Source organism: Micromonospora sp. CPCC 205554, from assembly GCF_036902745.1.
Classification (GTDB): Bacteria; Actinomycetota; Actinomycetes; order Mycobacteriales; family Micromonosporaceae; genus Micromonospora; species Micromonospora tulbaghiae.
In genome coordinates, this window is the sequence record NZ_JBAKHP010000006.1 from 36,735 (window position 1) to 62,093 (window position 25,359).

Below are 25,359 nucleotides of genomic sequence, written 5' to 3' on the forward strand. Positions count from 1 at the left end.
CCGTCAACAGCAGCCGGGGGGAAGGGTTCAGTCCGCGAATGTACGCGAGCCGTCACCTCACGTTGCGGCTGAGCCGGCCGTACTCGTCGGCCTTGTCGAAGACGGCCTGGGCGTACCGACGCACATCGTTGTAGGAGAGGATGGCGCCCCACCAGTCGCCCGGGATGGTCATGTTCCGGCCGCCCTTGCACAGGTAGAGCCCGGCGGCCAGCGCCGCGTCGTCGATGTCGTGCGGGTTCTTCACGCCGTCGCCGTCGGCGTCGGCGCCGATCTCCTGCCAGGTGGTCGGGATGAACTGCATCGGGCCGAGCGCCCGGTCGTGGACCCGGTCGCCGTCGAGCGCTCCCTGGTCGGTGTCGAGGATGCGGGACCGGCCGCCCTGCCCGTCGAGCGGCTCTCCCTTGATCTCCGGCAGGGCCCGCCCGTCGGCCTGCAGCGTGGCGCCGTTGGCCGCGCCGTGGCGCGACTCGACGTAACCGATCGCGGCCAGCGTGGTCCAGCTCAACTGGCAGGCGCGGTTGGTCTGGGCGAGCACCAGCTCGGCGTAGGCGTACGCCTGGAGTGCCACCGCGGGGATGCCGGTCACCGGGCTGACCCGCTGCGCCCAGCCGGCGAGCGCGTCGGCCGGGCGCCCGGTGGGCAGCACCGGGGCGGTGGTCGCGCCGGGCAGCGGTGTGCCGGTCGGCGCGGCGGTGCCGGGCAGGCCGGTCAGCTCCGGCAGCGGGGGCGTGGCAGGCGCCGCGGCGGTCTGCGGCACGCTCTGCGACGGCGTGGCCTCGGCGACCGGTTCCGGCCGGCCGACCGCCGCCGGCACGATCACCGCACCGGCCGTGGCGGCGGCGGCGACCAGGGCGAGCAGGAACAACGCGGGCAGCGTGGTGCGCCCGCCGGGCCGCCGGGACCAGGTACGGGTGGCCCGGACCGCGCCGACGGCGAACTCCCTGGGGCGCGTGCGGACGGCGTGCGCGAACGGCATCCGCCGACGGCGCCCGCCGCCCCCGGCCGCCGCCCCGGCCGTCGCATCCGGCCCGGAGCCGGTCTGCTCGCGCCCGCTCGCCCCGGACCCGCCGTCCGGCTTCGCGCCGGGCTCGGGCTGCGGGTCCGCGCCGGGCTCGGCGGGTGGCTCCGGGGGGAGGGCGTCGCCCTCGCGCCGGGGACGCGGGATGGGCGGGGTGCCGTCGTCGGGCGGCGCGGCGGGTCGCAGGGGCCGGGCCGTCGCTCGCCGTTCGCCGTCCACCACCCGTCGAGTATCACCCATCCGGGTGACCACGTCAGGCCCGGCCGTACGCTTGGGACATGCCCCGGTACGAGTTCCGTTGCCGCGCCTGCGGCGACACCTTCGAGGTCAACCGCCCGATGGCCGAGGCCGGACGGCCGGCCACCTGCCCGCAGGGCCACGCCGACACGGTGAAACTGCTGTCCACGGTGGCCGTCACCGGCCGGGGCGGCTCCGCCCCGAGCGGTGGGATTCCCAGCGGCGGCGGTTGCTGCGGCGGCTCCTGCGGCTGCTGACTTTCCGCCGCCCGTCCCGCGGGTCGATCCGGGTCTTGCCGCCGCTGTGATCTTTTGGCACCTTGGGGCGGAATCTGCCCAGCCGTTCTCACGATGCGTGACGGCACGACCATAGGGCAGCATGAACCCGACGTCACCGGGCGGAGGTTCGACGTATGTCGCAAGGACACCACCTCCCCAGCGGGTGGGTGACCTTCGTGTTCACCGACATCGAGGGCTCGACGCGGCTGGCCCGGATGCTCGGCCCGGTCTACCGCCCGGTCCTGCACGAGCACCGGCGGCTGCTGCGCGACACCCTGGCCGGCACCGACGGCGCGGAGCTGCTGACCGAGGGCGACTCGTTCTTCCTCGCGTTCCCGGACGCCGCCGCCGCGGTCCGCGCCTGCCTGACCGCGCAGCGCGCGCTCGCCGGCCACGACTGGCCCAACCCGGACGCCACCCCCCGGGTACGGATGGGGCTGCACACCGGCTACGCCGAGCCCCGCGACGGCGAGTACGCCAGCCCCGAGGTGCACCGGGCCGCCCGGGTGGCCGCCGCCGCGCACGGCGGGCAGGTGCTCTGCTCGGCCGCCACCGCCCAGCACGCCGACCCGCTGCCGGACGGGGTGTCCCTGCTGGACCTCGGGCTGCACCGGCTGCGCGGCTTCGACGACCGGGAGCGGCTGTTCCAGCTCGTCGCGCCCGGGCTGGAGCGGCGGTTCCCGCGTCCGCGTACCGCCGACGCGACAGCGCACAACCTGCCCACCCAGGTCACCTCGTTCGTCGGCCGGCAGGCCGAGCGCGCCGAGCTGGGGCGGCTGGTCGAGGCGTACCGCCTGGTGACGGTGCTCGGCGCGGGCGGCGCCGGCAAGACCCGGCTGGCGGTGGAGCTGGCCTCCGGGATCGTGGAGGACTACCCGGACGGTGTCTGGTTCGTCGACATCGCCGCGGTGACCGACCCGGGGCTGGTGGCGTTCGAGATCGCCGCCGTGCTCGGCCTCCGTCCCGAGCCGGGCCGGCCGATGGTCGACACCCTCGTCGAGTACGCGGCACCGCGCCGGATGCTCGTGCTGCTGGACACCTGCGACGCCCAGACCGCCGCGTCGGCCGAGGTGATCGGCCGGTTGCTGGCCGGTGGCCGGGGTGTGCGGGTGCTGGCGACCAGCCGGGAGTCGTTCGGCGTACCCGGCGAGGTGGTGTGGCGGATACCGCCGCTGTCGGTCGACGACGGGCCCGACGGCGTGGGGAGCGACGCGGTGGCGCTGCTGCTGGACCGTACCGCGGTGGCCCGGGGCGGACGGGCGCCGGAGCCGGCCGAGCAGGCCGACCTGCACCGGGTGGTACGCCGCCTGGACGGGCTGCCGCTGGCCATCGAGCTGGCTGCCGCCCGGCTGCGGGTGCTCTCGGCCGGGCAACTGGCCGAGCGGCTGGACGACATGCTGGGCACGCTCGACGCCGGCCGGGAGACGGCGGAGCCGCCGCCGGTGGAGGCGGGCTGGAGCGGCAACCAGCAGGACACGGTGGACCTGGTGGCCGCCGCGACCGGCGCCGCCCCGCCCACCCCGGCGACCCGGGCGGTGCAGCGTTCGGCGAGCGAGCGGCACCTGACCATCCAGGCCACCGTGACGTGGTCGTACCGGACGCTCGGTGCGCGCTCGGCCCGGCTGCTGCGCTGGATGGCGGTGTTCGCCGGCCCGGTGGACCTGCCGACGGTGCAGTGGCTGCTCGACGAGGACCCGCTCGACCCGCTCTCGGTGCTCGTGGACAAGTCGATGGTGTTGGCCGAGCCGCACGCCTCCGGCAGCACCTACCGGATGCTCGACCCGATCCGGGCGTACGCGGCCCGGCGGCTGGTCGAGGCGGGCGAGGAGCAGAGCGCCCGGGACCGGCACGTCGCCTGGTGCCGGCACGCGCTGGACCGGGCGCACCTCGGGCCGGACGGCCGCCCGGTGACGCTGTCCCTGTACGCGCTCGACCCGCTCGCGAACGAACTGCGGGCCGCGTTGCGCTGGTGCGCCACCGGCGGCAGCGCCCGATCGGGCCTGTCGCTGGCCGGTGACCTGGACCAGTGGTGGCGGGAGCGCGGGCTGGCGCGGGAGGGGCGGCTCTGGCTGTTCCGGCTCTACGGCCGGCTCGCCGAGACCGGCGAGGTGATGCCGGACGCCGAGCTGGCCGCCGCGTACCACATGCACTCGCTGCACGCGGGCGCGGACGGCGAGTTCGGCGAGGAGCTGCGGTACTCGCAGCGGGCCGAGGCGGCGGCCCGGCAGTCCGGCGATCGAGGGCTGCTCGCGCGGGTGCTGGCCGGACGCGCCGCACCACTGGTCGACATGGGGCAGTTCGCCGAGGCGGAGCGGATCTGCCGCGAGGTGATCGACTGGGCGTACGCGCAGGACGTGGTGGGGGACGCGCTGCTGGCCGTCTACAACCTCGCCGAGCTGCTCTGGCGCCGGGGCGCGCTGGACGAGGCGGCCGACCTGCTCGCCGCGGCCCGCCCGGTCGAGGCGGCCCGGCCGGCCGAGCGGGGCGGCCGGTCGGTGGACATGCTGCTCGGCATGGTGGCCCTGGCCCGGGGCGATCTGGTCGCCGCGCACGAGCACCTGCTGGTGGCGTTGCGGTCCCGGATGAGCCACGGCTACCTGGGCCGGGCCTGCGACACGATCAACGCGATAGCGGTGCGCTGCGCGCTCGCCGGGGACGCGCTCTCCGCGGCCCGGCTGTTCGGGGCGGCGCAGGCCACCCGGGCGAACCTGCGCGCCACGCCGGGGATATACGGCCCGTACTGGTCGGCCCGGCAGACGGAGCTGCGCCGGGTGCTCGGCGACGAGGCGTTCGACGCCGCCTACAGCGCCGGGTCGGGGCTGCGGCTGGACGAGGTGGCGGCGCTGGCGCTGCACGTCGAGCACCCGGACCTGGCCGCCGACTCGCCCCGGTTCGGCGCGCAGCCGCCGGGTTCGTGGCCGGCGTTCGAGCCACGCAGTACGGCGGGCTGAGCCGGCCGACCGCGCGGGACGGCACGCCGGGCGCAGCGGGTCGCCCGGCCGGGCGCGTCGGGGAGCCCGCCGGGCGGCGGACTCCCCGCGTGGTGGGTCAGGCGCGCGCGGCGGCGCGGCGCTGGGCGTCGGCCTTCATCCGGGCGGCGCGGTCGAGGTCGGCCTGCGACACGGCGGCGACCGAGCCGAAGACGCTCACCGCCTGGTAGTACGTCCAGGCGAGGCTGTAGCAGGCGGGCCGGACCACCGCGTTGTACGTGGCGCAGACCCGCTTCAGGTCGGCGTAGAAGGCGCTGTCCAGGCGGGACTTGCTCGACGAGAAGACGCCCATCGCCTTGTGGTTGCGGTAGCCGAAGTCGTGCCGGTAGCAGGAGAGCTTGAAGTTGAATCCGATCGGGTTGTCCGGGCTGGACGAGCAGTAGTCGGTGGACCAGTCGAAGCCGTACTCGGTCCAGGGCGCCCGATTCTGCCGGGCGCTGTTCCAGGCGTTGTAGCTGGACGCGCTGGTCTGCGTCCAGCTGGTCAGGACGGACAGCTTCTGCTGGGTGCTCACGGCCGCGGCGGCCGGTGTGGCCAGACCGAGCATGGTGAGCAGGGCGAGTGCTCCGGCGGCGAGGATGGTGGCGAGGCGACGGGACACGGGAACCTCCGCGGGTGGTGGCCGGGATCTCCGGATGTCGACAAGTGTCGATCAAAGGGGTGAGCTGGGGCGATGCCCCGGGGAACGGCTCGCTGACATCCGCCTGAACAGACGAATGCCCCCGGGCCGCGCGAGGCGGCCCGGGGGCATCCGGTCGGGGGTCAGCGCACGAAGCGCGGCGGGCTCGCCGGGCTCTCGTTCGCCAGCCGGTCCAGCGCGGTCACGTAGTAGGTGTACCGGGCGCCGTCGGCCGCCGTGGTGTCCACCCAGGACTGCACTGCGCCGTCGGTGGCCCGCACGGTGCCGACCAGGTGCGAGGCGTCGGCGAAGTCGCAGCGCCCGGCCAGGCCGTGCCCGTCGAACCGGTAGATCGCGTACGACGCGGCGGTGCCGAGCGGGCCCTTGCCGTCGGCCGGCTGACGCCAGCTCAGGCGTACCCCGTCCGCCTCCCGCTGGGCCTTGGTGACCACCGGGAACAGCAGCGGCTTGCGCGGCAGGTGCGTCATGGTGGGCACCAGCGCCGGGCGGGAGTAGTGCTCGGCGGCGTAGATGTCGGTGGCTCCGAGCCGGTTCGCCCGGACCTGCACCGCGGAGAAGTGCACGTTGCCGAGCACCTCCGGGTACGACCGGTTGAGCGTCAGGTGGTTCGACAGCTCCTGCGGGTTCATCCAGAACGACCCGTACGCCGGGTCGCCGCTCTTGTAGTCGGCCTGGCCGATGTAGAGCTGGACCCGCGTGCCACGCACCTGCTCGGCCCACCACGGCACCAGCCGGGCGTAGTCGGCGGCCGGGTACTGGCCGATGTACCAGTAGAGCTGCGGCACGATGTAGTCGATCCACTCCTCCTTGACCCACTTGCGGGAGTCGGCGGAGATGATGTCGTACGACTGCGAGCCGGTGGTGTCCGAGCCGTTCGGGTCGGCCGACGCGTTGCGCCAGATGCCGAACGGGCTGACGCCGAACTTCACGTGCGGCTTGACCGCCTTGATCTTGGCGTTCATCTCCTGGATCAGCAGGTTGATGTTGTCCCGCCGCCAGTCGGCCTTGTCCGTGAAGCCCCGGTTGTACGCCGCGAACGTGGCGTCGTCGGGCACCTGGTGGGTGCCGCTCGGGTAGGGGTAGAAGTAGTCGTCGAAGTGCACGCCGTCGATGTCGTACCGCTTGACCGCGTCCATCATCGCGGTCTGGACGAACTCGCGGACCTCGGGGACGCCGGGGTTGTAGTAGAGCCGGCTGCCGGCGACGCCGGCGGGCGGGTAGGCGAAGACCCAGTCGGGGTGCTGGCGGGCCGGGCTGTCCGGGGCCAGTTGCGACAGGTCGGCGCCGGCGCCGCCGGGCGCGGGCATGGAGACGCGGTACGGGTTGAACCAGGCGTGGAACTCCAGGTTGCGCTTGTGCGACTCGGCGACCAGGAAGGCCAGCGGATCCCAGCCGGGGTTCTTGCCGCGTACGCCGGTCAGGTACTCCGACCAGGGCTCGTACGGCGAGGGCCAGAACGCGTCGGCGGTCGGGCGGACCTGGACCACGACGGCGTTGTGGTTGAGCTTCTGGGCCAGGTCGAGCCAGGCCAGGTATTCGGCCTTCTGCTTGGCCACCTGGTCCGGCGCGGTCCAGGAGTCCTTGCTGGGCCAGTCGATGTTCGTCACCGAGGCGATCCACATGGCCCGGAACTGGCGCTTGGGGGTGGCCGGGTCGGTGACGCAGTCGGTGGAGGGGAAAGTGGCGGTGCCGGTGTCGCCGGGTGCGGCCTGCGCCGGCGTGCCGGCGACCAGCGTGCCGAGCAGCGCCGCGGCCAGCGCGGCGGCTCCGAGCCGAGTTGCCTTCATGCGGTGCGGTCCCTTCGTCGGGTCCGGGGGGACGGTCGGCGGCCGGGTGTGACGGCAAGATTCGCCGCGCTGCCCATGCCTCCGGTAGAAAACTTTCATCTATCCGTGCCCGGCGCAAGACCTTGACGGCCGATCGATGTCCCGTGTCGTCCGATCGGCCGGATCGTGACGATTCCGAGACACGCGGTGCGGGATTGGAGCAGAAAACGGCTGGGTAGCTAGCCCGGTCACAGACCGCCACCGTGGCGGCCACACGGCGGGGGAGGTGATCAGATGTCGGTCCTGCGTACCAAGCCGATCCGGGACGTGCTCGCCCAGGGCGACTCCGACGGCGAGGACGGCAGACCGGGCCTGCGGCGCCGGCTCGGCGCGGTCGACCTGATGGGCTTCGGCATCGGCATCGTGATCGGCACCGGCATCTTCACGCTCACCGGGGTCGAGGCGCGCAACAGCGCCGGTCCGGGCGTGGTGATCTCGTTCGGCATCGCCGGCCTGGTCGCGCTGCTCGCCGCGCTCTGCTACGCCGAACTCGCCAGCAGCGTGCCGACCGCCGGCAGCGCCTACACCTACGCGTACGCGACGATGGGCGAGATCGTCGCCTGGATCATCGGCTGGGACCTGCTGCTGGAGTTCGCGCTCGGCGCGGCGGTGGTGGCCCGCGGCTGGTCCGGCTACCTCGCCGACCTGTTCGGCCTGCCCAGCGCCTGGTTCGCCGAGGAGGGCAGCGTCGTCAACCTCGGCGCGATCGGCATCGTGCTGGTGCTCGGCGTGGTCGCCGTCGTCGGCATCCGCGAGTCGGCCCGGGTCACCAACCTGCTGGTGCTGGTCAAGGTGGCGATCTGTGCCTTCGTCATCATCGCCGGGTTGTTCTTCGTCAAGGCGGCCAACCTCAGCCCGTTCATCCCGTCCGCCGAGCCGGCCGGTGCCGGGGAAGACGGCGTCAAGCAACCGGTCACCCAGGCCATCTTCGGGCTGGAGCCCTCCGTCTTCGGCTTCGTCGGGGTGCTCACCGCCGCCGCCGTCGTGTTCTTCGCGTACACCGGGTTCGAGGCCGTGGCGAACCTGGGTGAGGAGACCCGCAAGCCCAAGCGGGACCTGCCGCTGGGTCTGCTCGGCACGCTGCTCATCTCCACCGCGCTCTACATCGGCGTCTCGCTGGTGGTGGTCGGCATGGTCAAGTACACCGAGATCGACGAGGGCGCGCCGATCGCGTCCGCGTTCCGGGCGGTCGGCGCCGGCTGGGCAGCGGTGCTCGTCTCCATCGCCGCCGTCGCCGGGCTCACCAGCGTGATCCTGGTCGACCTGGTGGCCATGGGCCGGATCGGCTTCGCCATCGCCCGCGACGGGCTCATCCCGCCCGCCATCGCCAAGGTGCACCCGCGCTGGGGCACCCCGTACCGGATCGCCGGGATCATGACGATCGCCGTGGCGCTGCTCGCCGGTCTCCTGCCGCTGTCCGCGCTGGCCGACCTGGTCAGCATCGGCGCGCTCTGCGCGTTCACGCTGGTCGCCATCGCGGTGCCGATCCTGCGCAAGCGCCGCCCCGACCTGGAGCGGCCGTTCAAGGTGCCGTTCTCGCCGGTGCTGCCGATCCTCACCGCCGTGGCGTGCCTCTACCTGAGCCTGAACCTGTCGGTCGAGACCTGGCTGCGGTTCCTCGCCTGGATGCTGATCGGCGCGGTCATCTACTTCGGGTACGGCCACCGCAAGAACCGGCTCGCCCGGCGCGAGCACTCGGACACCCCCGAGCCCGCCCCCACCCCCTGAGGCGGGCGCCGCGGAGCCCTCTCGACGTGCGACGTCGAGAGGGCTCCGCCCTGTCTCACGGGCGCGGCTGGGCGGTGCCGGTGGGGCCCTTCACCACCGGTCTGCCGTCCACCCAGACGATCTCGTCCAGCCACACCTGCCGGCCCGGATCGGTGGTGCCCTCCTGGCCGGGCGGCCACGCGTGGTACAGCAGCCAGGTACGCCCGTCCTTCTCGACGATCGACGCGTGGCCCGGCCCGGAGGCCACGTCGTTGCTCTTGAGGATCGGGTTCTCCGGCGCCTTCACGCACGGCCCGGCCGGGCTGTCGCAGACCGCGTACCCCTCGGCGTAGGCGCCCTTGTCGTACGCGTTCGCGGCGAAGAACAGGAACAGCTTCCCGTCGTGCCGGTGCAGGAACGGCCCCTCGATCAGCGTGCCCTCCCACGGCTCGGTCTGCCGCAGCAGCTTCGCCGCCGGGCCGGTCAGCCGCAGCCCGTCCGGGGAGAGGCGCTGCGACCAGAGCCAGGTGTCCACGCCGATCGCGTTGCCGTCGTTCTTCCACAGCAGCCACAGACTGCCGTCGGTGTCCCGGAACGGGCTCGCGTCGATCGAGCCGCCCAGGTCCGCCTGGCAGACCAGCGGGCCGTCGGAGTCGTCCACGTACGGGCCGAGCGGCGTACGCGCCACCGCCCGGCTCAGGCACTGCCGGCCGGAGGCCCGGTCGGCCACCGTGTAGTAGAGGACGAACCGGTCCGGGGCGAGCGGGATCACCTCGGGCGCCCACGTCTTCCCGGCGTCCGCCCAGTCCGGCAGCGCCGGCAGCGCGTCACCGGCCGGCGTCCAGTCGACCAGGTCGGGCGAGGTGAGCACCGGCACGTTCCGCCCGCCGGCGTTGGTGTGGAACAGGTACCAGGTCTCCCCGACCCGGATCGCCTGCGGGTCGGGGGCGTCGCTGCGGACGACCGGGTTGGTGAACACGCGCGCGTCCTCCGGCGTACTCGACGGTGGTGTGCTGCCGCAACCGGCGGCGGACAGCGCGGCGGCCAGGACCGCCGCCGCGCCGCGGCGCCTCGTTCGCCCGGCGCTCATCCCTTCAGGCCGCTGCGGGAGACGCCCTGGATGATGTGCCGCTGGGCCAGCACGAACAGGATCAGCACCGGCACGCTGGCCAGCACCGCGCCCGCCATGATCACTGGATAGTCGGTCACGTACGCGCCCTGGAGCAGGCCCAGACCCGCCGGCAGGGTGAGCCGTTCCGGGCTGAACAGCACGTACACCGGCCAGAGGAAGTCGTTCCAGTTGGTCAGGAACGACAGCACCGCGAGCGTCGCCAGGGCCGGCTTCGACAGCGGCAGCAGCACCCGGCGGAAGATCTGCCAGTGGTTCGCGCCGTCCAGCACCGCCGCCTCCTCCAGCTCGGCCGGGACGGAGAGGAAGAACTGGCGCAGGAAGAACACGCCGAACGCGCTGGCCGCGCCCGGCACGATCACCACTGTCAGCGTGTCGATCCAGTTCAGCCGCTCGGCGATGATGAAGTTCGGGATGATCAGCGAGGTGGGCGGCAGGAACAGCGTGCCCACGATCAGCGCGAACAGCACCTTGCGGCCGCGGAACCGCACCCGGGCCAGCGCGTACGCGGCCATCGACGCGGTCACCAGCACCAGCAGCGTGTGCAGGGTGGCCGCCGCCATGCTGTTGACGAACCACCGCAGCACCGGGTTCGCCGCGTTGTCGACGATCTGCCCGTACCCGTAGGTGGAGAACGGGTTCGGCAGCCAGCCCGGCGGCACCCGCTGCGCGTCGTCGTACGTCTTCACCGAGGTCAGCAGCATCCAGACCAGGGGAGTCACGAAGATCGCGGTGATCAGCAGCAGGACGCCGTACCGCGCCACCGCGCGCATGTTCCTCATGTCGTAGCCCTCAGTCTTCCCGGTAGCGGAACAGCCGGAAGTTGACGACGCTCACCACGGCCAGCATCAGCGCGAAGAACACGCTCATCGCGGCGGCCCGCCCGGCGTCGTAGTCCCGCAGCCCCTCGTCGACGATCCGCCAGACCACGGTCCGGGTCTGCTCGCCCGGCGCGCCCTGAGTGATCAGGAACGCCTGCCCGAACACGTTCGCCGAGGCGAGGATCGTGGTGGTGAAGACGAACAGCATCACCGGGCGCAACCCGGGGATCGTGACGTGGCGGAACCGGTCCCAGGCGCCCGCACCGTCCACCTTGGCCGCCTCGTACAGCTCGGCCGGGATGTCCTGGAGACCGGCCAGGTAGATCACCGCGTTGAAGCCGCACGTCCACCACACGGTCACGCCGACAAGCGACACCCAGGCCCACGGCACGTCGGTCACCCACGGGGTGTCCGAGGGCAGCCCGGCCACGCCGAGCAGCCGGTTGACCAGGCCCAGGTTGGCGTCCAGCAGGAACCGCCAGAGCAGACCGATCACCGCCACGCCCAGCACGTACGGCGCGAAGAAGGCGGCCCGGAAGAACGTCCGGCCGGGGAACGAGCGGTTGAGCAGCAGCGCCAGCCCCAGCGGAATCACCACGAGCAGCGGTACGGAGAACAGCGTGAAGATCCCCGTCGCCCGGACGCTCGACCACCAGTCCCCGTAGATCGCCGAGTCGCTGGAGAACAGGTCCCGGTAGTTGCCGAGCCCGGTGAACGGCCGGTTGGGCAGTTGCAGGTCCCACTGGTGCAGGCTGATCCAGACTCCGAACAGGATCGGCGCCAGGCCGAAGACGCCGAACAGGATCAGGTACGGCGCGAGGAAGAGGTACGGCGTCGCGCGGTTGCCGCGTTGCGTCGCGCCCCGGCGGCGGGTGGGCGCCGCCGGGGGCGGCGCGTTCTCACGCGCCGCCCCGGCCTCGATCACGTCCGCCACGGCGGATCAGTTCCCGTACTTCTTGCGGTTGTCCTCGAGCTGCTTGTTCGCCTTGGCCACGCCGTCGTCGAGCGCCTGCTTCGGCGACTTCTTGCCCAGCGCCGCCTCGTTGAACGCGCTGTAGAAGGTCAGCATGACCTCGCCGAGGCCCGGCGCGGCGGGCGGGAACGCGGCGTACTCCAGCTCCGGGGCGAGCGCGTTGACCTCGGTCAGGCCCTTGAAGTCGCTGCTCTCGCGGACCGCCTTTCGGGCCGGCACCTGGCCGCCCTTGGCCCAGTCGAGCGAGTGCTGGCTCAGCCAGTTGATGAACACCTTCGCCCCGGCGGTCTTGTTCGCGTTCGCGGAGCGCTGCTTGACGATGGTGAAGTTGTGCGAGTTCGCCCAGGCGGCCTTCTGGCTGCCGATCTGCGGCAGCGGCGCCACGCCCCACTGCACGTTCGGGCTCTTCTTCAGATCGTTGATCTGCCAGATGCCGTTCCAGGTGAACGCGTTCTTGCCGTTCTTGAACGCCAGGTAGTCGGCGTCCTGGCCGACGTTCGCCGGGGAGTGGCCCTGCTTGATCATGTCGACCAGCCAGGTGCACGCCTCGACCGCCGGGTCGGAGTTGAACGTCGCCTTCGCCACCTCGGCGTCGAAGAGCGTGCCGCCCCACTGGTGCAGCAGGCTGTAGAAGGTCATGCCGCCGGTGAACTGGAACGGGCTGACCCAGAAGCCCTGCACGCCGGACTTCTTCAGCTCGGTGAGCGCCGCGGTGTACTCGTCCCGGGTCGTCGGCGGCTTCTCCGGGTCCAGGCCGGCCTTCTGCATGACGGCCTTGTTGTAGTAGAAGCCCAACGGGTGCATGTCGAGCGGGATGCCGTACCGCTTGTCGTTGTAGAGGCCGCCCTTCCAGACCGTCGGGGCGAAGTCGCCCTCGCTCAGCTCCAGGGCCTTGGCCACGTCGTCCAGTTCGCTGATCGTGCCGCGGGCGGCGAACGTGGCGAGCTGGTCCATGTGCATGACCGCGATGTCCGGGCCGTTGCCGCTGGAGACCGCGCCGGGGAGCTTGCTGTAGTAGTCCTGCCACTCGTAGGTGATCACGCTGACCGCGATGTTCTGGTGCTCGCCGTTGAACTGCTGGACGAGCGCCTTGAAGATCTCGCCGTCACCGCCGGTGAAGCCGTTCCACAGCTTCAGGTCCACCTTCGGGCCGGTGTAGTCCTTGCCGCCGTTGCCGGACGCGCCGGAGCTGTCGGAGCTGCTGCCGCCGCCGCAGCCGGTCAGCGTCAGCGTGGCCGCCGTGCCGAGCCCGAGGCCGAGCCCGAGCAGGCGCCGCCGGCTCATCTCGTTCTGGATCATGGGTACTCCTTGGGGGACGGGATGGAGTATGTGCCGGTCACAGCGCCGGCACGAAGCGCAGCAGGTTCCAGGAGGTGGCCGGCAGCAGCACGGAGGCCCGGCCGCCGTCGACAGTGGGAGTGGTGAGGTCCCGGGGCGTGACCCGCTCCGGGTCCGCTTCGGTGTTCGTGGCGTCCGGGTCGGTTCCGGCCGCCACCGTGGTGTGCGCCTCGGCCCGCAGGCCGGGCAGGCCGCGCAGGTCCAGGTCGAGCGGGACGTCCTGCGAGCTGCGGTTCACCGCGAAGACGGCCAGCGCGCCGGACTCCTCGTCGTGCACGGCGACGGTGTCCAGCGCGGGCACGTCGCCGTACCGCCGGGTCTCGTAGGCCGGGCCGGTGGGCTCGGTCCGCAGCACGGTGCCGCGGGCGTACCGGGCGGTCAGCGCGAACGGGTGGAAGATGCTCTGCCGCCAGGCCGGGCCGCCGTTGCGGGTACGGATCGGGGCGATCACGTTGGCGAGCTGCGCCTGGCAGGCCACGCCGATGCGGTCGGCGTGCCGGAGCAGGGTGATCAGCAGGTCGCCCACCACCACCGCGTCGACGGCCGTGTAGTCGTCCTCGATCAGCGCCGGCGCCTCGACCCAGCCGCGCCGGTCCAGGTCGGACTGGAGGCGGGACTGGTACCAGACGTTCCACTCGTCGAAGGAGATCTTCAGCTTGCGCTTCTGCCGCAGCTTGGCGCCCACGTAGTCGGCGGTGGCGACGACCTCGGTGATGAAGGCGTCCATGTCGACGGCGGAGGCGAGCAGGCTGGCCCGGTCGCCGTCGGAGGGGTCGTAGTAGGTGTGGGCGGAGATGTAGTCGACGTGTTCGTAGGTGTGCTCCAGCACCGTCGCCTCCCACGAGGCGAACGTGGGCATGCCCCGGCCGGAGCTGCCGCAGGCGACCAGGCTGATCGAGGGGTCGATCATCTTCATCGCGCGGGCGGTCTCGGCGGCGAGGCGGCCGTACTCGTCGGCGGTCTTGTGCCCGACCTGCCACGGCCCGTCCATCTCGTTGCCGAGGCACCACAGCCGCACCCCGTACGGCTGCTCGGCGCCGTGCTTGCGGCGCAGGTCGGACAGCTGGGTGCCGCCCGGGTGGTTGGTGTACTCCAGCAGGTCGAGCGCCTCGGTGACGCCGCGGGTGCCGAGGTTGACAGCCATCATCGGCTCGACCCCGGCCTCCGCCGCCCAGGTCATGAACTCGTCCAGCCCGAACTCGTTCGTTTCGATCGTCTTCCAGGCCAGGTCGAGCCGGCGCGGGCGGTCGCCGACCGGGCCGACGCCGTCCTCCCAGCGGTAGCTGGAGACGAAGTTGCCGCCCGGATACCGGACCACCGAGACGCCCAGCTCGCGGGTCAGGTCCAGCACGTCGCGCCGCAGCCCTCGCCGGTCGGCTGTCGGATGCCCCGGTTCGTACACCCCGCCGTAGACGCAGCGCCCCATGTGCTCGACGAAGGAACCGAAGATCCGGCGGTCCGCCGGCGCGACCCGGAACGCCGGATCGATCGTGAGCTGCGCGTTCGGCACGATGCCAACCTCTCCCTCGCTGCTGGTGCGGGTGACCGCGGTCACCCCGCTGTCAGTGGTTTCTACAACGTTGTAAGCGCTCGTGTAAAGAGGTCGTTACGTCGTCGTGACGCGGTACAGTGCGGCCAGCGTTCACCGGAAGGAAGTGCAGTGCGGCACAGGCTCAAGGACGTCGCGGAGCGGGCCGGAGTGTCGGTGAAGACCGTCTCCAACGTCGTGAACGGCTACCAGCACGTGCGCGCCGACACCCGGGCCCGGGTCGAGGAGGCCATCGCCGCGCTGAACTACCGGCCCAACCTGTCGGCCCGCAACCTGCGCAAGGGCCGTACCGGTGTGATCGCGCTGGCCGTACCCGAGCTGGACATTCCCTACTTCGCCGAGCTGGCCCGGCACGTCGTCACCGCCGCCGCCGACCAGGGCTGGACCGTGCTCATCGACCAGACCGGAGGCGGCTCCGAGCAGGAACGCAAGGCCGCCAGCGGCATCGGCGACCACATGATCGACGGCCTGATCCTGAGCCCGCTCGCGCTCACCGCCGACGACCTCGCCGCGCTGGCCGGCCTGCCCATGGTGCTGCTCGGCGAACGCGTCGACCACGGCCCCGCCGACCACGTCATGATCGACAACGTGGCCGCCGCCCGCGAGATCACCGCCCACCTGATCGGGCTCGGCCGCCGCCGGATCGCCGCGATCGGCTCCCAGCGCACCCCCGAGGGCGCCAGCGCCCGCCTCCGCCTGGCCGGCTACACCGCCGCGCTGGCCGAGGCCGGCATCGCGTACGACGACCGCCTGGTGGCGCCCGCGCCGGCCTGGCACCGCGCGGACGGCGCCGCCGCCGTGCGCAACCTGCTCACCTCCGGGGTACGCCCCGACGCCGTCTTCTGCTTCAACGACACGCTCGCGCTCGGCGCGCTGCGCGCCCTGCACGAGATGGGCCTGCGCGTGCCCGAGGACGTCGCGGTGGCCGGCTTCGACGACATCGAGGACGGCCGCTTCTCGATCCCGACGCTGACCACGGTCGCCCCCGACAAGGAGCGCATCGCCCGCCTGGCGGTCGAACTGCTCGCCGGCCGCCTGGGCCAAGACCGCGACTCGCCGCCGCGCGAGCTGGTGGCCCCCCACCACCTGGCCCTGCGCGAATCCGCCCCCCTCCAGCCCGCCCCTTCCCTCTAACCCCGCCTTGGCCGCGTCGATCATGAAGTTGACGGCGATGTCGATCTCCTTGAGTGCCGCCAACTTCATGATCGACGGGGTGGGGCCGGGGGTTCGGGGTGGGCTGGGGGTGGGTTGGTCTGGTCGGGTCAGTCGAAGAAGCGGGCCAGGTGGGAGGAGGGCGGGGCGGGGGCGTCTGCGGGCAGGGGAGTCAGGTCGGCGAAGATCGAGGCGCCGTCGCAGCCGACGTGCAGCGGATACCAGCGCGGCGTACCCGGTGGGCGCTGACCGCAGATGCCCTTGAACGTCTGTACGTCCAGCAGGCGTACGTGGGTCGGGTCGGCCACCGCGTTGACGTGCCGCCACCAGGGGCTCATCACGTGCAGCACCCCGTCCGGCCGCAGCACCCGGTGGCACTCGTCGAACAGCGGCAGGAAGTCGATCAGGTGCTCGACGATGTGCACCGCGAAGAACACGTCCACCGAGTCGTCGCGCAGCGGCAGCGAGCCGGCCAGGTTGGCGACCGCGTTCACCCCCGGCGCCGGATAGATGTCCAGTCCCAGGTTGCCCGGCCACTGCTTGGTCGCGCCGCAGCCCAGGTCGACCACCACCGGCGCCCGCCCGGCCACGCTGACCCGGCACCAGACCCCGAGTACGCCGGACAGCCGGCCGATCAACTCCCGTACCAGCCGTAGCTGCGCCGGGTCGGCGGCCTCGCCGGTCAGATGCGCGACCCCCCGGTCGAAGCGCACCTCGACGGCCGTTCCGCGCAGCCGCTCGTCGTGCCGGACCATGTCGGCCCACGCCTCGGCGAGGAAGCCGTCGGTCTGCCGGAGTCGCTCACCCGAGAGCGCGGTCTGCCCCATCGCCACCATGCGCCACCTCCGGCGGCCCATTACCCCCTTTTCGCCCCAATATGCCCCCACCCACCCGTCGTCCTGCCACCCCCGGCCGCCGCCCAATCGCGCCCGCCCCCGGCCGGCCATCCGCCCAGCTGCCCGGCCGCACCCCACCCTCGGGCGCCCTGCCCCGTCGACCCTGCCCGCCCGGTCCGCCCCGCCCCCCGGCCGGTCCCGCTCCCGCGTCGGCCCGTCCGCTTCGCTCCCGCGTCGGCCCGTCCGCTTCGCTCCCGCGTCGGCCCGTCCGCTTCGCTCCCGCGTCGGCCCGTCCGCTTCGCTCCCGCGTCGGCCCGTCCGCTTCGCTCCCGCGTCGGCCCGTCCGCTTCGCTCCCGCGTCGGCCCGTCCGCCCCGCTTGTCGCCCGTGATCAAGGAGTTCGTGCCACCAGAACACGCCCCCGGACACCCAAACTCCTTGATCACCGGGCGCGCCCGAGATCTTGGAAGATTCCGGCCCTCATGGGGGCACTTTTCTTCCAAGATCTCCCGCGACCCGGGCTGCGGCGCTGATCAAGGAGTTTGTGCCGACGTCGGCGGCCTGGATGGACCCAAACTCCTTGATCGCGAGAGGACGCCCGGAACCACCCCGTTGATCAAGGAGTTCGGGTCCTGATCGAGGGTGAAGCTGGCGCGAACTCCTTGATCAACGCTGCGGCGCGGGTTGTGCGGGGAGATTGGTCGGGCTCGCGGGCCGACTTCGCCGATCTTGGCGTTGTGGCCCGGACCAAGCTCGCAAAGAGGGCATGCGAAGGGCTGCAACTGCAAGATCAGCGGGGAGGGCGGGGAGGGCGGGGATGGCGGGGAGGGCGGGAGAGCGGGAGAGGGGGTCAGGGGGAGAGGGTTCGGCGGACTGTGCGGGAGCCTCGCATGCGCTGGCGGGGCTGGGCTGCCGCCGCCTTCGGGCGCTTGAGGTGGTAGCGGTGCAACTCGTTGTTGCCCGGCAGCGACGGGTCCTCGCTCATCGCGACCAGTTCCCAGCCCTGGTCACCGGCCCGGTTCAGGTGGGCCAGCGCGGTGTCGCCGTACGGCGTCACGTCGATCATGGAGCCGTCCGGGCCGTACCAGATGAAGACGACCTCCCACCCGGTGTCGGTGGTGGCGGCCTGGCGGCGGCGGACCAGCAGCGCGTACTCCCACTTGAGCATGCGCTCATTGTGGACCCGCGCGCGCCCGTCGGCACGGATCAGTGTTCGGCGATCCGTCCGTCCGCGACGCGCAGCCGCCGGTTCACGCTCACCGCGTCGAGCATCCGCCGGTCGTGGGTCACCAGCAGCAGCGTTCCCGGGTAGCTCGCCAGCGCCGATTCGAGCTGCTCGATCGCGGCCAGGTCGAGGTGGTTGGTCGGCTCGTCGAGCACCAGCAGGTTCACGCCGCGCCCCTGAAGCAGGGCCAGCGCGGCCCGGGTCCGCTCGCCGGGCGACAGCGTCGCCGCCGGTCGCAGCACGTGGTCGGCGCGCAGCCCGAACTTGGCCAGCAGCGTCCGCACGTCCGCCGGGGCCAGATCCGGTACGGCGGCGCCGAACGCGTCGAGCAGTGGCTGGTCGCCGAGGAACAGTCCCCGTGCCTGGTCGACCTCGCCGACCACCACACCCGGGCCGAGCGCGGCGTGTCCCTCGTCGAGTGGGAGCCGGCGGAGCAGCGCGGCGAGCAGGGTGCTCTTGCCGGAGCCGTTCGCCCCGGTGATCGCCACCCGGTCGGCCCAGTCGATCTGGAGATCCACCGGGCCGAGCGTGAAGCCGCCCCGGCGTACCACCGCTTGCCGGAGCGAGGCCACGACGGCGCCGGCGCGGGGCGCGGCGGCGATCTCCATCCGCAGCTCCCATTCCTTGCGCGGCTCCTCGACCACATCCAGCCGCTCGATCAGCCGGGCGGTCTGCTTGGCCTTCGCGGCCTGCTTCTCGGTCGACTCCGCGCGGTACTTGCGGCCGATCTTGTCGTTGTCGGTGGCCTTGCGGCGGGCGTTCTTGACGCCCTTCTCCATCCACGCCCGCTGGGTGCGGGCGCGCGCCTCCAGGTCGGCCTTCGTGTCGGCGTACTCCTCGTACTCCTCGCGGGCGTGCCGGCGCGCCACCTCCCGCTCCTCCAGGAAGGCCGCGTACCCACCGCCGTAGTGGTTGACCTGCCGCTGGTGCAGGTCCAGCTCGACGATCCGGGTGACGGTGCGGGTGAGGAACTCCCGGTCGTGGCTGACCACCACGGTCCCGGCGCGCAGGCCGGTGACGAAGCGTTCCAGCCGGTCCAGCCCGGCCAGGTCGAGGTCGTTGGTGGGCTCGTCGAGCAGGAAGACGTCGTACCGGCTGAGCAGCAGCGACGCGAGCCCGGCGCGGGCGGCCTGCCCGCCGGACAGGCCGGTCGTCGGATGGTCCAGGCCGACGTCGAGACCCAGCTCCGCGGCGACCTGCGCGGCCCGTTCGTCCAGGTCCGCGCCGCCGAGGTCGAGCCAGCGTTCCAGAGCATTCGCGTACGCGTCGTCGGCGCCCGCCGCCCCGGCGGTGAGCGCCTCGGTGGCGGCGTCCAGCGCGGCCTGCGCGGCGCTGACCCCGGTGCGCCGGGCCAGGAACTCGCGGACCGTCTCGCCGGGCCGGCGCTCCGGCTCCTGCGGCAGGTAGCCGACGGTCGCCGTGGGCGGGCTGAGCGAGACCGAGCCCTGCTCGCGGGGGACAAGACCGGCGAGGGTACGCAGCAGCGTGGACTTGCCCGCGCCGTTGACCCCGACCAGCCCCACCACGTCGCCGGGTGCGACGACGAGGTCGAGGTCTTCGAAGAGGAGGCGGTCACCGTGGCCGGCGGTGAGGTCCTTGGCGATCAACGTGGCGCTCATCAGGTGGTCGAGCCTACCGGCGGGCGCATCCGGATTACCGCGACCCGCGCTCGCGGCGGCACCGGTGTGAGGGAGACTCACAGCCGTGGTGACCACACTGGCGATCGACTGCGGTGGCGGCGGGATCAAGGCCTCCGTGCTGGACGCCGCCGGGACCATGCGCGCCCGGCCGCTGCGCGTGCCCACGCCGTACCCGTTGCCGCCCGGCCTGTTCGTCAAGACGCTGCTGGATCTCGGCGCCCGCCTGCCCACGGCGGACCGGCTCACCGTCGGCATGCCCGGCATGATCCGGCACGGCGTCGTGGTGGCGACGCCGCACTACGTGACCCGTTCCGGGCCGCGCAGCCGCGTCGACCCGGACCTGATGGCCGAGTGGTCCGGGTACGACGCGCGCACCGCGCTGGCCGAGGCGTTCGGCGTGCCGGCGCTGGTGCTGAACGACGCCGAGGTGCACGGCGCGGGCGTGGTCGCCGGGACCGGCTGCGAGCTGGTGCTGACGCTCGGCACCGGGCTGGGCAGCGCGTTGTTCGACGGCGGGATGCTGGCGCCGCACCTGGAGCTGTCGCACGCGCCGGTGCGGTGGAACACCACGTACGACACGTACGTGGGGGAGCTGGAACGGCGGCGCCTGGGCGACGCGTTCTGGTCCCGGCGGATCCGGCAGGTGGTGGACGGCCTGCGGCCGGTGTTCCGCTGGGACCGGCTGTACCTCGGCGGCGGCAACTCCCGGCTGATCCGGCCCGAGCAGGTGGCCCGGATGGGCGACGACGTGGTGATCGTCCCGAACACGGCCGGAATCGTCGGTGGTGTCCGGGCCTGGGACCTGATCGGCGGCCGGTACGACCCGACCACCTGATCTTCGTCCGCAGGAACACTCGCGCTCGCGCCGGTGTTGTGCCAGCGTCGGACCTAGGGGCTGGCGCGACACGAGGAGGTGGGTCGAGTGGATCTTCTGGCGGAGTACCGGCGGGCGACCATGTTCTTCGAAGCGGGTGACCCGACCGGAGCGGCCCGGCTGCTCGAACCGATCATCGAGGCGGAGCCGGACAACTCCTCGGTCCGGCAGCTGCTGGCCCGCGCCTACTTCCAGTCGGCCCAGCTCAACCGGGCCGAGGAGCAGTTGCGCGAGCTGGTCGACCGCGACCCGAGCGACCACTACGCGCACCACGTGCTCGGCCGCACGCTGGAGCGGATGAACCGGCCGGTGGACGCGCTGCGGCACCTGCGCATCGCGGCCGCGATGTACTCGACGAACACCGACTACGCCACCGCGCTGCGCCGGGTGGAGGGCAAGGTCGGTCGTTGACGGATCACGCGGAAGGGCAGCCCGGGCGGGCTGCCCTTCCGCGTACCTAGGATGGGACCGTGAAGCTCAAGCTCGACCTCCACGACATCTACAACAAGGGCCACGACATCGACCGCGCGCTGCGCGGGATCATGGACGAGGCGGTGGCGAAGAAGGCCACGCTCGTGGAGATCATCCCGGGCAAGGGCTCCGGCGCGCTGAAGAAGAAGGTGCTGCGCTTCCTCGACCAGAAGGACGTCAAGCAGCTCTACCACCGGGTCGAGAAGGACTCGAAGAACTTCGGCCGCCTGTTCGTCCACTTCCGCTGGAAGTAGCGCGCCCACGTCCGACCGCCTCGGTCAGGCCGCGGTGAGCACCGTTATGGGGAGGCCGAAGGTGGTTGTTCCGGGACCGTGCCCGACGCCGATCAGGACCCGGTTGCCGAGCGGAGCGGCCAGGCGCACCACCACCTCGCGCTCCTCGGCGTAGGCCAGCCGATAGCCGTTCCCGTCGCGGGCGACCTCCACAGGTTCGACGAGCACCGCCGTGTCCGTCTCGAACACCTCGGCGTCGGGGTAGTCGGCGTATTGCGCGGGCGTTCCGATGAACCGGAACGTCAGGGTCCGCCCATCGTGCGCGAGCACGGCCTCCTCGTGATGAGCGGCTCCTACGCCGGGTGGCCGCCACGTCATCCGACGTTCGAAGTCCGGGTCCAAGGCGATGAACGGCCATCGCCGGTCGTCGGGGTACATCATCCACGCCGGTAGTTCGCGAGTGCCCCGGTCGGTGGCGAACGGTCCGTTCTCCCGGATGATGTCCGCCAGCGGTCTCTGCGCGCCGCTCTGCACGTCACGGCAGTAGTCAACGGCGGCCGGCGCGATCTCCGGCGGCAACTCGGACTCCGGGACGCCGGGGGCGTCGAACAACGACCGCCACTGCGTGTCCGCCATGAGCCGGTCGAGAGCCGTGACGCCCATCGCTGTCAGCACGATCGGGCGCGGCTCGCGGCGAACGGGGAAACCGTCCCACATCGCCAACGCCTGCCGCACACACTCCGGATCGCCTGGCACGTCGCCAGCCTAGCCACCTGTGGACACTTGGCGGCGTGCCCCAGTCGGCGAACCGCCCTCGCCGCACCGAGAGAGCCTGTTGCAGTTCGCCGAGCCGTACGTCGCCTACGACATGGGGGAATACCGGGAGATCACGAGTAGCCGGTTACGCCGGGCGGCCGCCGAACACCCAGTTGCGCACCTCGACCTCGGCGTACCGGTCAGCGGCCAGCGCGGCGCGCGCCTCGTCCGGCCCGGTCGCCCGCACCAGCGCCGCCGTCCCCACCCACGTCAGGCCGTCGTCGGACAGCAGCGGCCCGTACGCGATCAACTCGTCGTGCCGCTGCGGAAGCACCGGGCCGTCGCCCTGCTCCGGGCCGAGTCCCAGCACCAGGTAGCGGTTGCCGCCGGTCCGGCCGCCGGGGAAGTCCCACATGGTGCGGTCCAGCATGTTCCGCCACCGGCGCAGCATCACGTCCCGGTACGCGCCGGCCTGGTAGTTGGGCTCGTCGAAGGCGAACGCCCGGGCGGTGGCCGGGTCGGGCAGGCCCAGGATGTGCACGCTTCCCGTCGGAGTGCCGTCGGCGTCGAGGGTCGGGCCGCGCGCGATCATCTGCTCCGCGTACCGGTCCATGTAGGCCCAGTGCTCCTCGACGAGTTCACTCCGCAACGCCTTCGAGCCGTGCCGGTCCTGGTGGTAGCAGAAGAAGTCCATGCCCTCAGCCGGCCAGCTCGGTGGAGCCGTCCCAGCCGTTGTATCCCTGCTGCGTGATCCGGCCGTCGGCGTAGGTGTAGGACCAGCGTTCGCCCGTCTCGCCCTCGAACCGGACGGTTCCCTCGCGTACGAACGGGGCCAGCGCGACGTAGAAGGCGATGGCCTGGCCCGACCACTTGAAGTCGTCCCGGCTCTGGCCGACCTCGATCCAGTCGCCGTCGCGGACGAACGTGGCCGCACCCACCCACGCCACGTCGGTCAACGTCTCGGGCGTGGGTGGCAGGTCCGGGTCGAACCAGCCATCCCGCTGGGAGCAGGCGACCCGGACAGCGGCGAGAGCGGCCGCCTCGTCGCCCTCGGGAAGGTGCAGGCGGCCGGACGGCTCCACGTTGTATCCCACGGCACCGATGCTAGGGAGATCCACCGACGCTGTCAGACCCGCTCGCGTGGACCATGCCGACTCCAGTACGCCAAAGTGACGGTATCGCGGCGTCCGGATACCGCCACTTCGGCGAGGTGCTGTCGATCAAGCGGCGGTCAGAGCGGGTACGTGCGCGCCACCGCCAGCATCTCCGAACTGTGCGACCCGACCACCCCGACGCCCGTCGGCCGCGCCCGGAACCCGGGCACCCCGGACAGCCCGTCACTGGCGTCCATCGCGCGCACCGACACGGCACCGCCGCGCGGCACGAGCGTCAGCGTCACCTCGACACCCTCCGGCGGCGGGGCGTGGAACACGACCCCGAACCCCCACTTGCCCTCGCCCGGCTCGACCGGCACGTTCCGTCCGGCCACCGAGGCGGACCGCACCGTCGCGGTGCCGGTGTCGACGTGCAGCGTGAGCAGGCGTACCTGCCGCTGCGGCACCACCCGTACCCGCAGCACACGCTGGTCACCGTCGCGGGTGTCGGAGAGCAGGTCCACCTTCGGCGCGGGCAGGGGCGCGGCGGTCGCCGGTCCGGCACGCATCTCGCCGTCGCCCAGCCCGGGGAAGTCGTCGGCCAGCGAGATGCTCCGGTCGACGTAGCCGTCGGTCCACGGCTGCGGCTTCTCCTCGCGGGTCAGCCACGCCGCCTTCCCGGAGCCCGCGTCCAGCGCGTACATCAGGTGGGTCGGCACGGGATGCGCGGCGTCGAAGCGGTCCACGGCGAGGCCGACCCCGGCGAGCACCACCGCCGCCAGCGCGGCGGCTGCGGCGGGCAGCGCGCCGAGCCGGCGTGCGCGCAGCGCGAGCAGGCCGCGCTGGCCGCCGGCCCGTGGGTGCAGCAGGTCCACCACCGGGAGTACGGCGAGGCCGAGCAGCACCGCGACGAGCGCGGCTACCGCGCCCATGCCCATGCCCAACGCGGGGAACAGCAGCACCACCGGAGGCAGCAGGATCACCACCGCCACCGCGGCGGCGAGCGTCACCGCGACCACCGGCCAGGGGCCGTCGCGGCGGGTGGCGAGCGCCGCGAACCCGGCGAGCGCGCCGGCCAGCGCCGGCACTGTCGTCAGGTACGCCCCGCCGGGCACCGCCACGGCGAGCAGCACACCGAAGACGGCCAGCCAGGCCAGCCCGCCGAACGCCAGCGCGGCCGGGCCGACCCGGCGGCGCAGCAGCGCGTACCAGCAGAACAGCACCGCGGCGGCGAGTGCCACCACGGCGAGCCGGTACGCCACCGGGCGGTACGGGTCGAGCAGCTCGGCGTACCCGGGGCGGATCGTGGCGATCGCGGTCCAGAGCAGCCACGCGCCGAGCGGGGCCACGACGACGGGCACCAGGGTCAGGCCGAAGCCGGCGGCGAGCGTGCTGGCGGTGGCCCGGCCGCGACGGCGCAGGAGCCAGCCGAGCGCGCCGACGGCGAGCAGCGCGGCGACGGCGAGCGGCAGTGTCAGCCAGCCGGGGTAGCGGATCAGCCCGCCGAGCACCGGGAAGTAGGTGTCGTCGTGGCCGGCGCGCAGGTCGCCCAGGTCGGTACGGCCGAACTCACGGGCCAGGCCGAGCGCGTTGTCGCCGTGCATCTGGAGGCTGCCCCGGTCCATCCGGGCCGGCACGTCCAGCGGGGTGTGGTAGATCGCCCCGCCGTCGATGTAGGCCGAGTTCAGACCCACGAACTTCCGGTCGAGGAAGGCGGTGAAGTCGGTGTCGTTGGGCAGCGCGCGATAGATCTCCACCGCGAACGACGTGCCCACCGGGTGCGGGGCGGCCCTGCCGAAGATCTCGACCAGCTTCGCGTTGTTCCGGGACGTCTCGAACATGATCACCGGACCGGTGGAGCCGCGCGCCTCCAGGTTGAGCACCACCCCGCCGTCGCGGGCGAGCGGATGGTCCGCGGCGAATCCGGCGGCCCCGCACAGGCACGCCTCCTCCGCGTCGGTGAGCACGAAGACGATGTCGTTGCGGGGGCGCGGGCCGGTGCTGAGCGCCCGGGCCACCTCCAGGATCGCGGCGGTGCCGGCGGCGTCGTCGTTGCCGCCCGGCCCGGTCTGCACGGAGTCGTAGTGCGAGACCAGGAACACCTTCCCGGTCGGGTCGGTGCCGGGGAGCCGGGCCACCACGTTGCGGATCCGGGCCAGCGTCGCCCCGCCCGCCGCGCCGGACAGCTGCCCGGCCTCGGGCGCCACCGCGTCCTGCACCTCGGTCTCCAGGCCCAGCCCGCGCAGCGTGCCCACCAGGTGCTCGCGTACCCGGTCGTTGGCGGCGCTGCCTGCCACGTGCGGCTCGGCGGCGATCACCTCGACGTTCCGGAACGCCCGGCCCGCGCTGAACTCGCCCGCGGGCGCGTCCGCCGGACGCGGCGCCGGGGTGGAGAGGCCGACCAGGACGCCCGCCCCGACGGCGAGCAGCGCGACGAGCGCGGCGACGGCGGCGACCAGCCTCCGGCGGGGCCTGGTGAACGCGCGGTCGGCGGGGCGGGTGGGGGGTGCGCCCACTGGGACTCCTCGGGGTGGATCTACGGGGTGGGGATCATCCTGCACCCCCGAGGGCTG

The 25,359-nt window shown here is 72.7% G+C and carries 22 protein-coding genes; 7 read left to right on the forward strand and 15 right to left on the reverse strand.

The features are described 5' to 3' along the window. Positions 1 to 52: 52 nt before the first annotated feature. Complete coding sequence (locus V6U82_RS10495) at positions 53 to 1,258, reverse strand: lytic transglycosylase domain-containing protein (RefSeq protein WP_334460754.1); 1,206 nt, start codon at positions 1,256 to 1,258, stop codon at positions 53 to 55. Between the two features lie 38 nt (positions 1,259 to 1,296). Here V6U82_RS10495 and V6U82_RS10500 point away from each other — a divergent pair, with 38 nt between their 5' ends. Together V6U82_RS10500 and V6U82_RS10505 are read left to right on the forward strand one after the other, a co-directional pair. Further along, a complete protein-coding gene (locus V6U82_RS10500; protein WP_013288739.1) occupies positions 1,297 to 1,512 on the forward strand; it encodes an FmdB family zinc ribbon protein in 216 nt (71 codons plus the stop codon). A gap of 155 nt (positions 1,513 to 1,667) precedes the next feature. Further along, positions 1,668 to 4,484 carry an ATP-binding protein gene (locus tag V6U82_RS10505; protein ID WP_334460755.1) on the forward strand — a complete coding sequence of 939 codons (2,817 nt, stop codon included), beginning with the start codon at positions 1,668 to 1,670 and terminating at the stop codon, positions 4,482 to 4,484. A 97-nt stretch (positions 4,485 to 4,581) separates the two neighbouring features. Here V6U82_RS10505 and V6U82_RS10510 read toward each other — a convergent pair whose 3' ends face one another. Further along, on the reverse strand, positions 4,582 to 5,124 hold the full coding sequence (locus V6U82_RS10510) for a phospholipase (protein ID WP_334460757.1): 543 nt from the start codon (positions 5,122 to 5,124) through the stop codon (positions 4,582 to 4,584). A gap of 161 nt (positions 5,125 to 5,285) precedes the next feature. Further along, a complete protein-coding gene (locus V6U82_RS10515; RefSeq protein WP_334460759.1) occupies positions 5,286 to 6,950 on the reverse strand; it encodes a glycoside hydrolase family 10 protein in 1,665 nt (554 codons plus the stop codon). 273 nt (positions 6,951 to 7,223) lie between these two features. Here V6U82_RS10515 and V6U82_RS10520 point away from each other — a divergent pair, with 273 nt between their 5' ends. After that, positions 7,224 to 8,717 (forward strand): amino acid permease, encoded by a 1,494-nt coding sequence (locus tag V6U82_RS10520; RefSeq protein ID WP_334460761.1) that lies wholly within the window; start codon positions 7,224 to 7,226, stop codon positions 8,715 to 8,717. A gap of 55 nt (positions 8,718 to 8,772) precedes the next feature. On the opposite strand, the gene V6U82_RS10525 is transcribed toward V6U82_RS10520, so the two are convergent. The 5 genes from V6U82_RS10525 to arfA are packed head-to-tail and all read right to left on the reverse strand — an operon-like array spanning position 8,773 to position 14,467. Then, on the reverse strand, positions 8,773 to 9,786 hold the full coding sequence (locus V6U82_RS10525) for a glycoside hydrolase family 43 protein (protein ID WP_128137396.1): 1,014 nt from the start codon (positions 9,784 to 9,786) through the stop codon (positions 8,773 to 8,775). After that, entirely contained in the window at positions 9,783 to 10,607 is an 825-nt protein-coding gene (locus V6U82_RS10530) for a carbohydrate ABC transporter permease (protein ID WP_334460763.1), read from the reverse strand. The genes V6U82_RS10525 and V6U82_RS10530 overlap by 4 nt, the downstream gene beginning before the upstream one ends. A 10-nt stretch (positions 10,608 to 10,617) precedes the next feature. Beyond that, positions 10,618 to 11,580, reverse strand: coding sequence for a carbohydrate ABC transporter permease (locus tag V6U82_RS10535; RefSeq protein WP_334460765.1), 963 nt, complete (start codon positions 11,578 to 11,580; stop codon positions 10,618 to 10,620). A gap of 6 nt (positions 11,581 to 11,586) precedes the next feature. Further along, on the reverse strand, positions 11,587 to 12,918 hold the full coding sequence (locus V6U82_RS10540; RefSeq protein WP_334460766.1) for an ABC transporter substrate-binding protein: 1,332 nt from the start codon (positions 12,916 to 12,918) through the stop codon (positions 11,587 to 11,589). 37 nt (positions 12,919 to 12,955) lie between these two features. Further along, positions 12,956 to 14,467, reverse strand: a complete 1,512-nt coding sequence (gene arfA / locus V6U82_RS10545; protein WP_128137392.1) for an arabinosylfuranosidase ArfA — start codon at positions 14,465 to 14,467, stop codon at positions 12,956 to 12,958. Between the two features lie 150 nt (positions 14,468 to 14,617). Here arfA and V6U82_RS10550 point away from each other — a divergent pair, with 150 nt between their 5' ends. Then, positions 14,618 to 15,640 (forward strand): LacI family DNA-binding transcriptional regulator, encoded by a 1,023-nt coding sequence (locus tag V6U82_RS10550; RefSeq protein WP_334460767.1) that lies wholly within the window; start codon positions 14,618 to 14,620, stop codon positions 15,638 to 15,640. A gap of 128 nt (positions 15,641 to 15,768) precedes the next feature. Here the strand turns inward: V6U82_RS10550 and V6U82_RS10555 are convergent, their stop codons facing one another. From V6U82_RS10555 to V6U82_RS10565, 3 genes are all read right to left on the reverse strand, one after another. Then, entirely contained in the window at positions 15,769 to 16,494 is a 726-nt protein-coding gene (locus V6U82_RS10555) for a BON domain-containing class I SAM-dependent methyltransferase (protein WP_334460768.1), read from the reverse strand. 849 nt (positions 16,495 to 17,343) lie between these two features. Further along, positions 17,344 to 17,661 carry a hypothetical protein gene (locus V6U82_RS10560; protein ID WP_128138240.1) on the reverse strand — a complete coding sequence of 106 codons (318 nt, stop codon included), beginning with the start codon at positions 17,659 to 17,661 and terminating at the stop codon, positions 17,344 to 17,346. A gap of 38 nt (positions 17,662 to 17,699) precedes the next feature. After that, the gene (locus tag V6U82_RS10565) at positions 17,700 to 19,337 is read right to left on the reverse strand and encodes an ABC-F family ATP-binding cassette domain-containing protein (RefSeq protein ID WP_334460769.1); all 1,638 of its coding nucleotides are present in this window, start codon (positions 19,335 to 19,337) and stop codon (positions 17,700 to 17,702) included. Positions 19,338 to 19,422: 85 nt separating this feature from the next. On the opposite strand from V6U82_RS10565, the gene V6U82_RS10570 reads away from it, so the two are divergent. The 3 genes from V6U82_RS10570 to V6U82_RS10580 all read left to right on the forward strand — a co-directional run bounded on the left by V6U82_RS10570 (position 19,423) and on the right by V6U82_RS10580 (position 20,957). Further along, positions 19,423 to 20,193 carry an ROK family protein gene (locus tag V6U82_RS10570; RefSeq protein ID WP_334460771.1) on the forward strand — a complete coding sequence of 257 codons (771 nt, stop codon included), beginning with the start codon at positions 19,423 to 19,425 and terminating at the stop codon, positions 20,191 to 20,193. 87 nt (positions 20,194 to 20,280) lie between these two features. After that, positions 20,281 to 20,643, forward strand: a complete 363-nt coding sequence (locus V6U82_RS10575) for a tetratricopeptide repeat protein (RefSeq protein WP_018787684.1) — start codon at positions 20,281 to 20,283, stop codon at positions 20,641 to 20,643. A gap of 59 nt (positions 20,644 to 20,702) precedes the next feature. Further along, entirely contained in the window at positions 20,703 to 20,957 is a 255-nt protein-coding gene (locus tag V6U82_RS10580) for a Smr/MutS family protein (RefSeq protein ID WP_013288724.1), read from the forward strand. Between the two features lie 24 nt (positions 20,958 to 20,981). Here the strand turns inward: V6U82_RS10580 and V6U82_RS10585 are convergent, their stop codons facing one another. The 4 genes from V6U82_RS10585 to V6U82_RS10600 all read right to left on the reverse strand — a co-directional run bounded on the left by V6U82_RS10585 (position 20,982) and on the right by V6U82_RS10600 (position 25,302). Next, positions 20,982 to 21,611 (reverse strand): hypothetical protein, encoded by a 630-nt coding sequence (locus V6U82_RS10585; RefSeq protein ID WP_334460775.1) that lies wholly within the window; start codon positions 21,609 to 21,611, stop codon positions 20,982 to 20,984. Positions 21,612 to 21,837: 226 nt separating this feature from the next. Then, entirely contained in the window at positions 21,838 to 22,386 is a 549-nt protein-coding gene (locus V6U82_RS10590; protein ID WP_334460776.1) for a YciI family protein, read from the reverse strand. Positions 22,387 to 22,390: 4 nt separating this feature from the next. Beyond that, positions 22,391 to 22,786, reverse strand: a complete 396-nt coding sequence (locus tag V6U82_RS10595; protein ID WP_334460777.1) for a hypothetical protein — start codon at positions 22,784 to 22,786, stop codon at positions 22,391 to 22,393. A gap of 137 nt (positions 22,787 to 22,923) precedes the next feature. After that, entirely contained in the window at positions 22,924 to 25,302 is a 2,379-nt protein-coding gene (locus tag V6U82_RS10600; protein ID WP_334460779.1) for a M28 family peptidase, read from the reverse strand. Between the last annotated feature and the right edge of the window lie 57 nt (positions 25,303 to 25,359).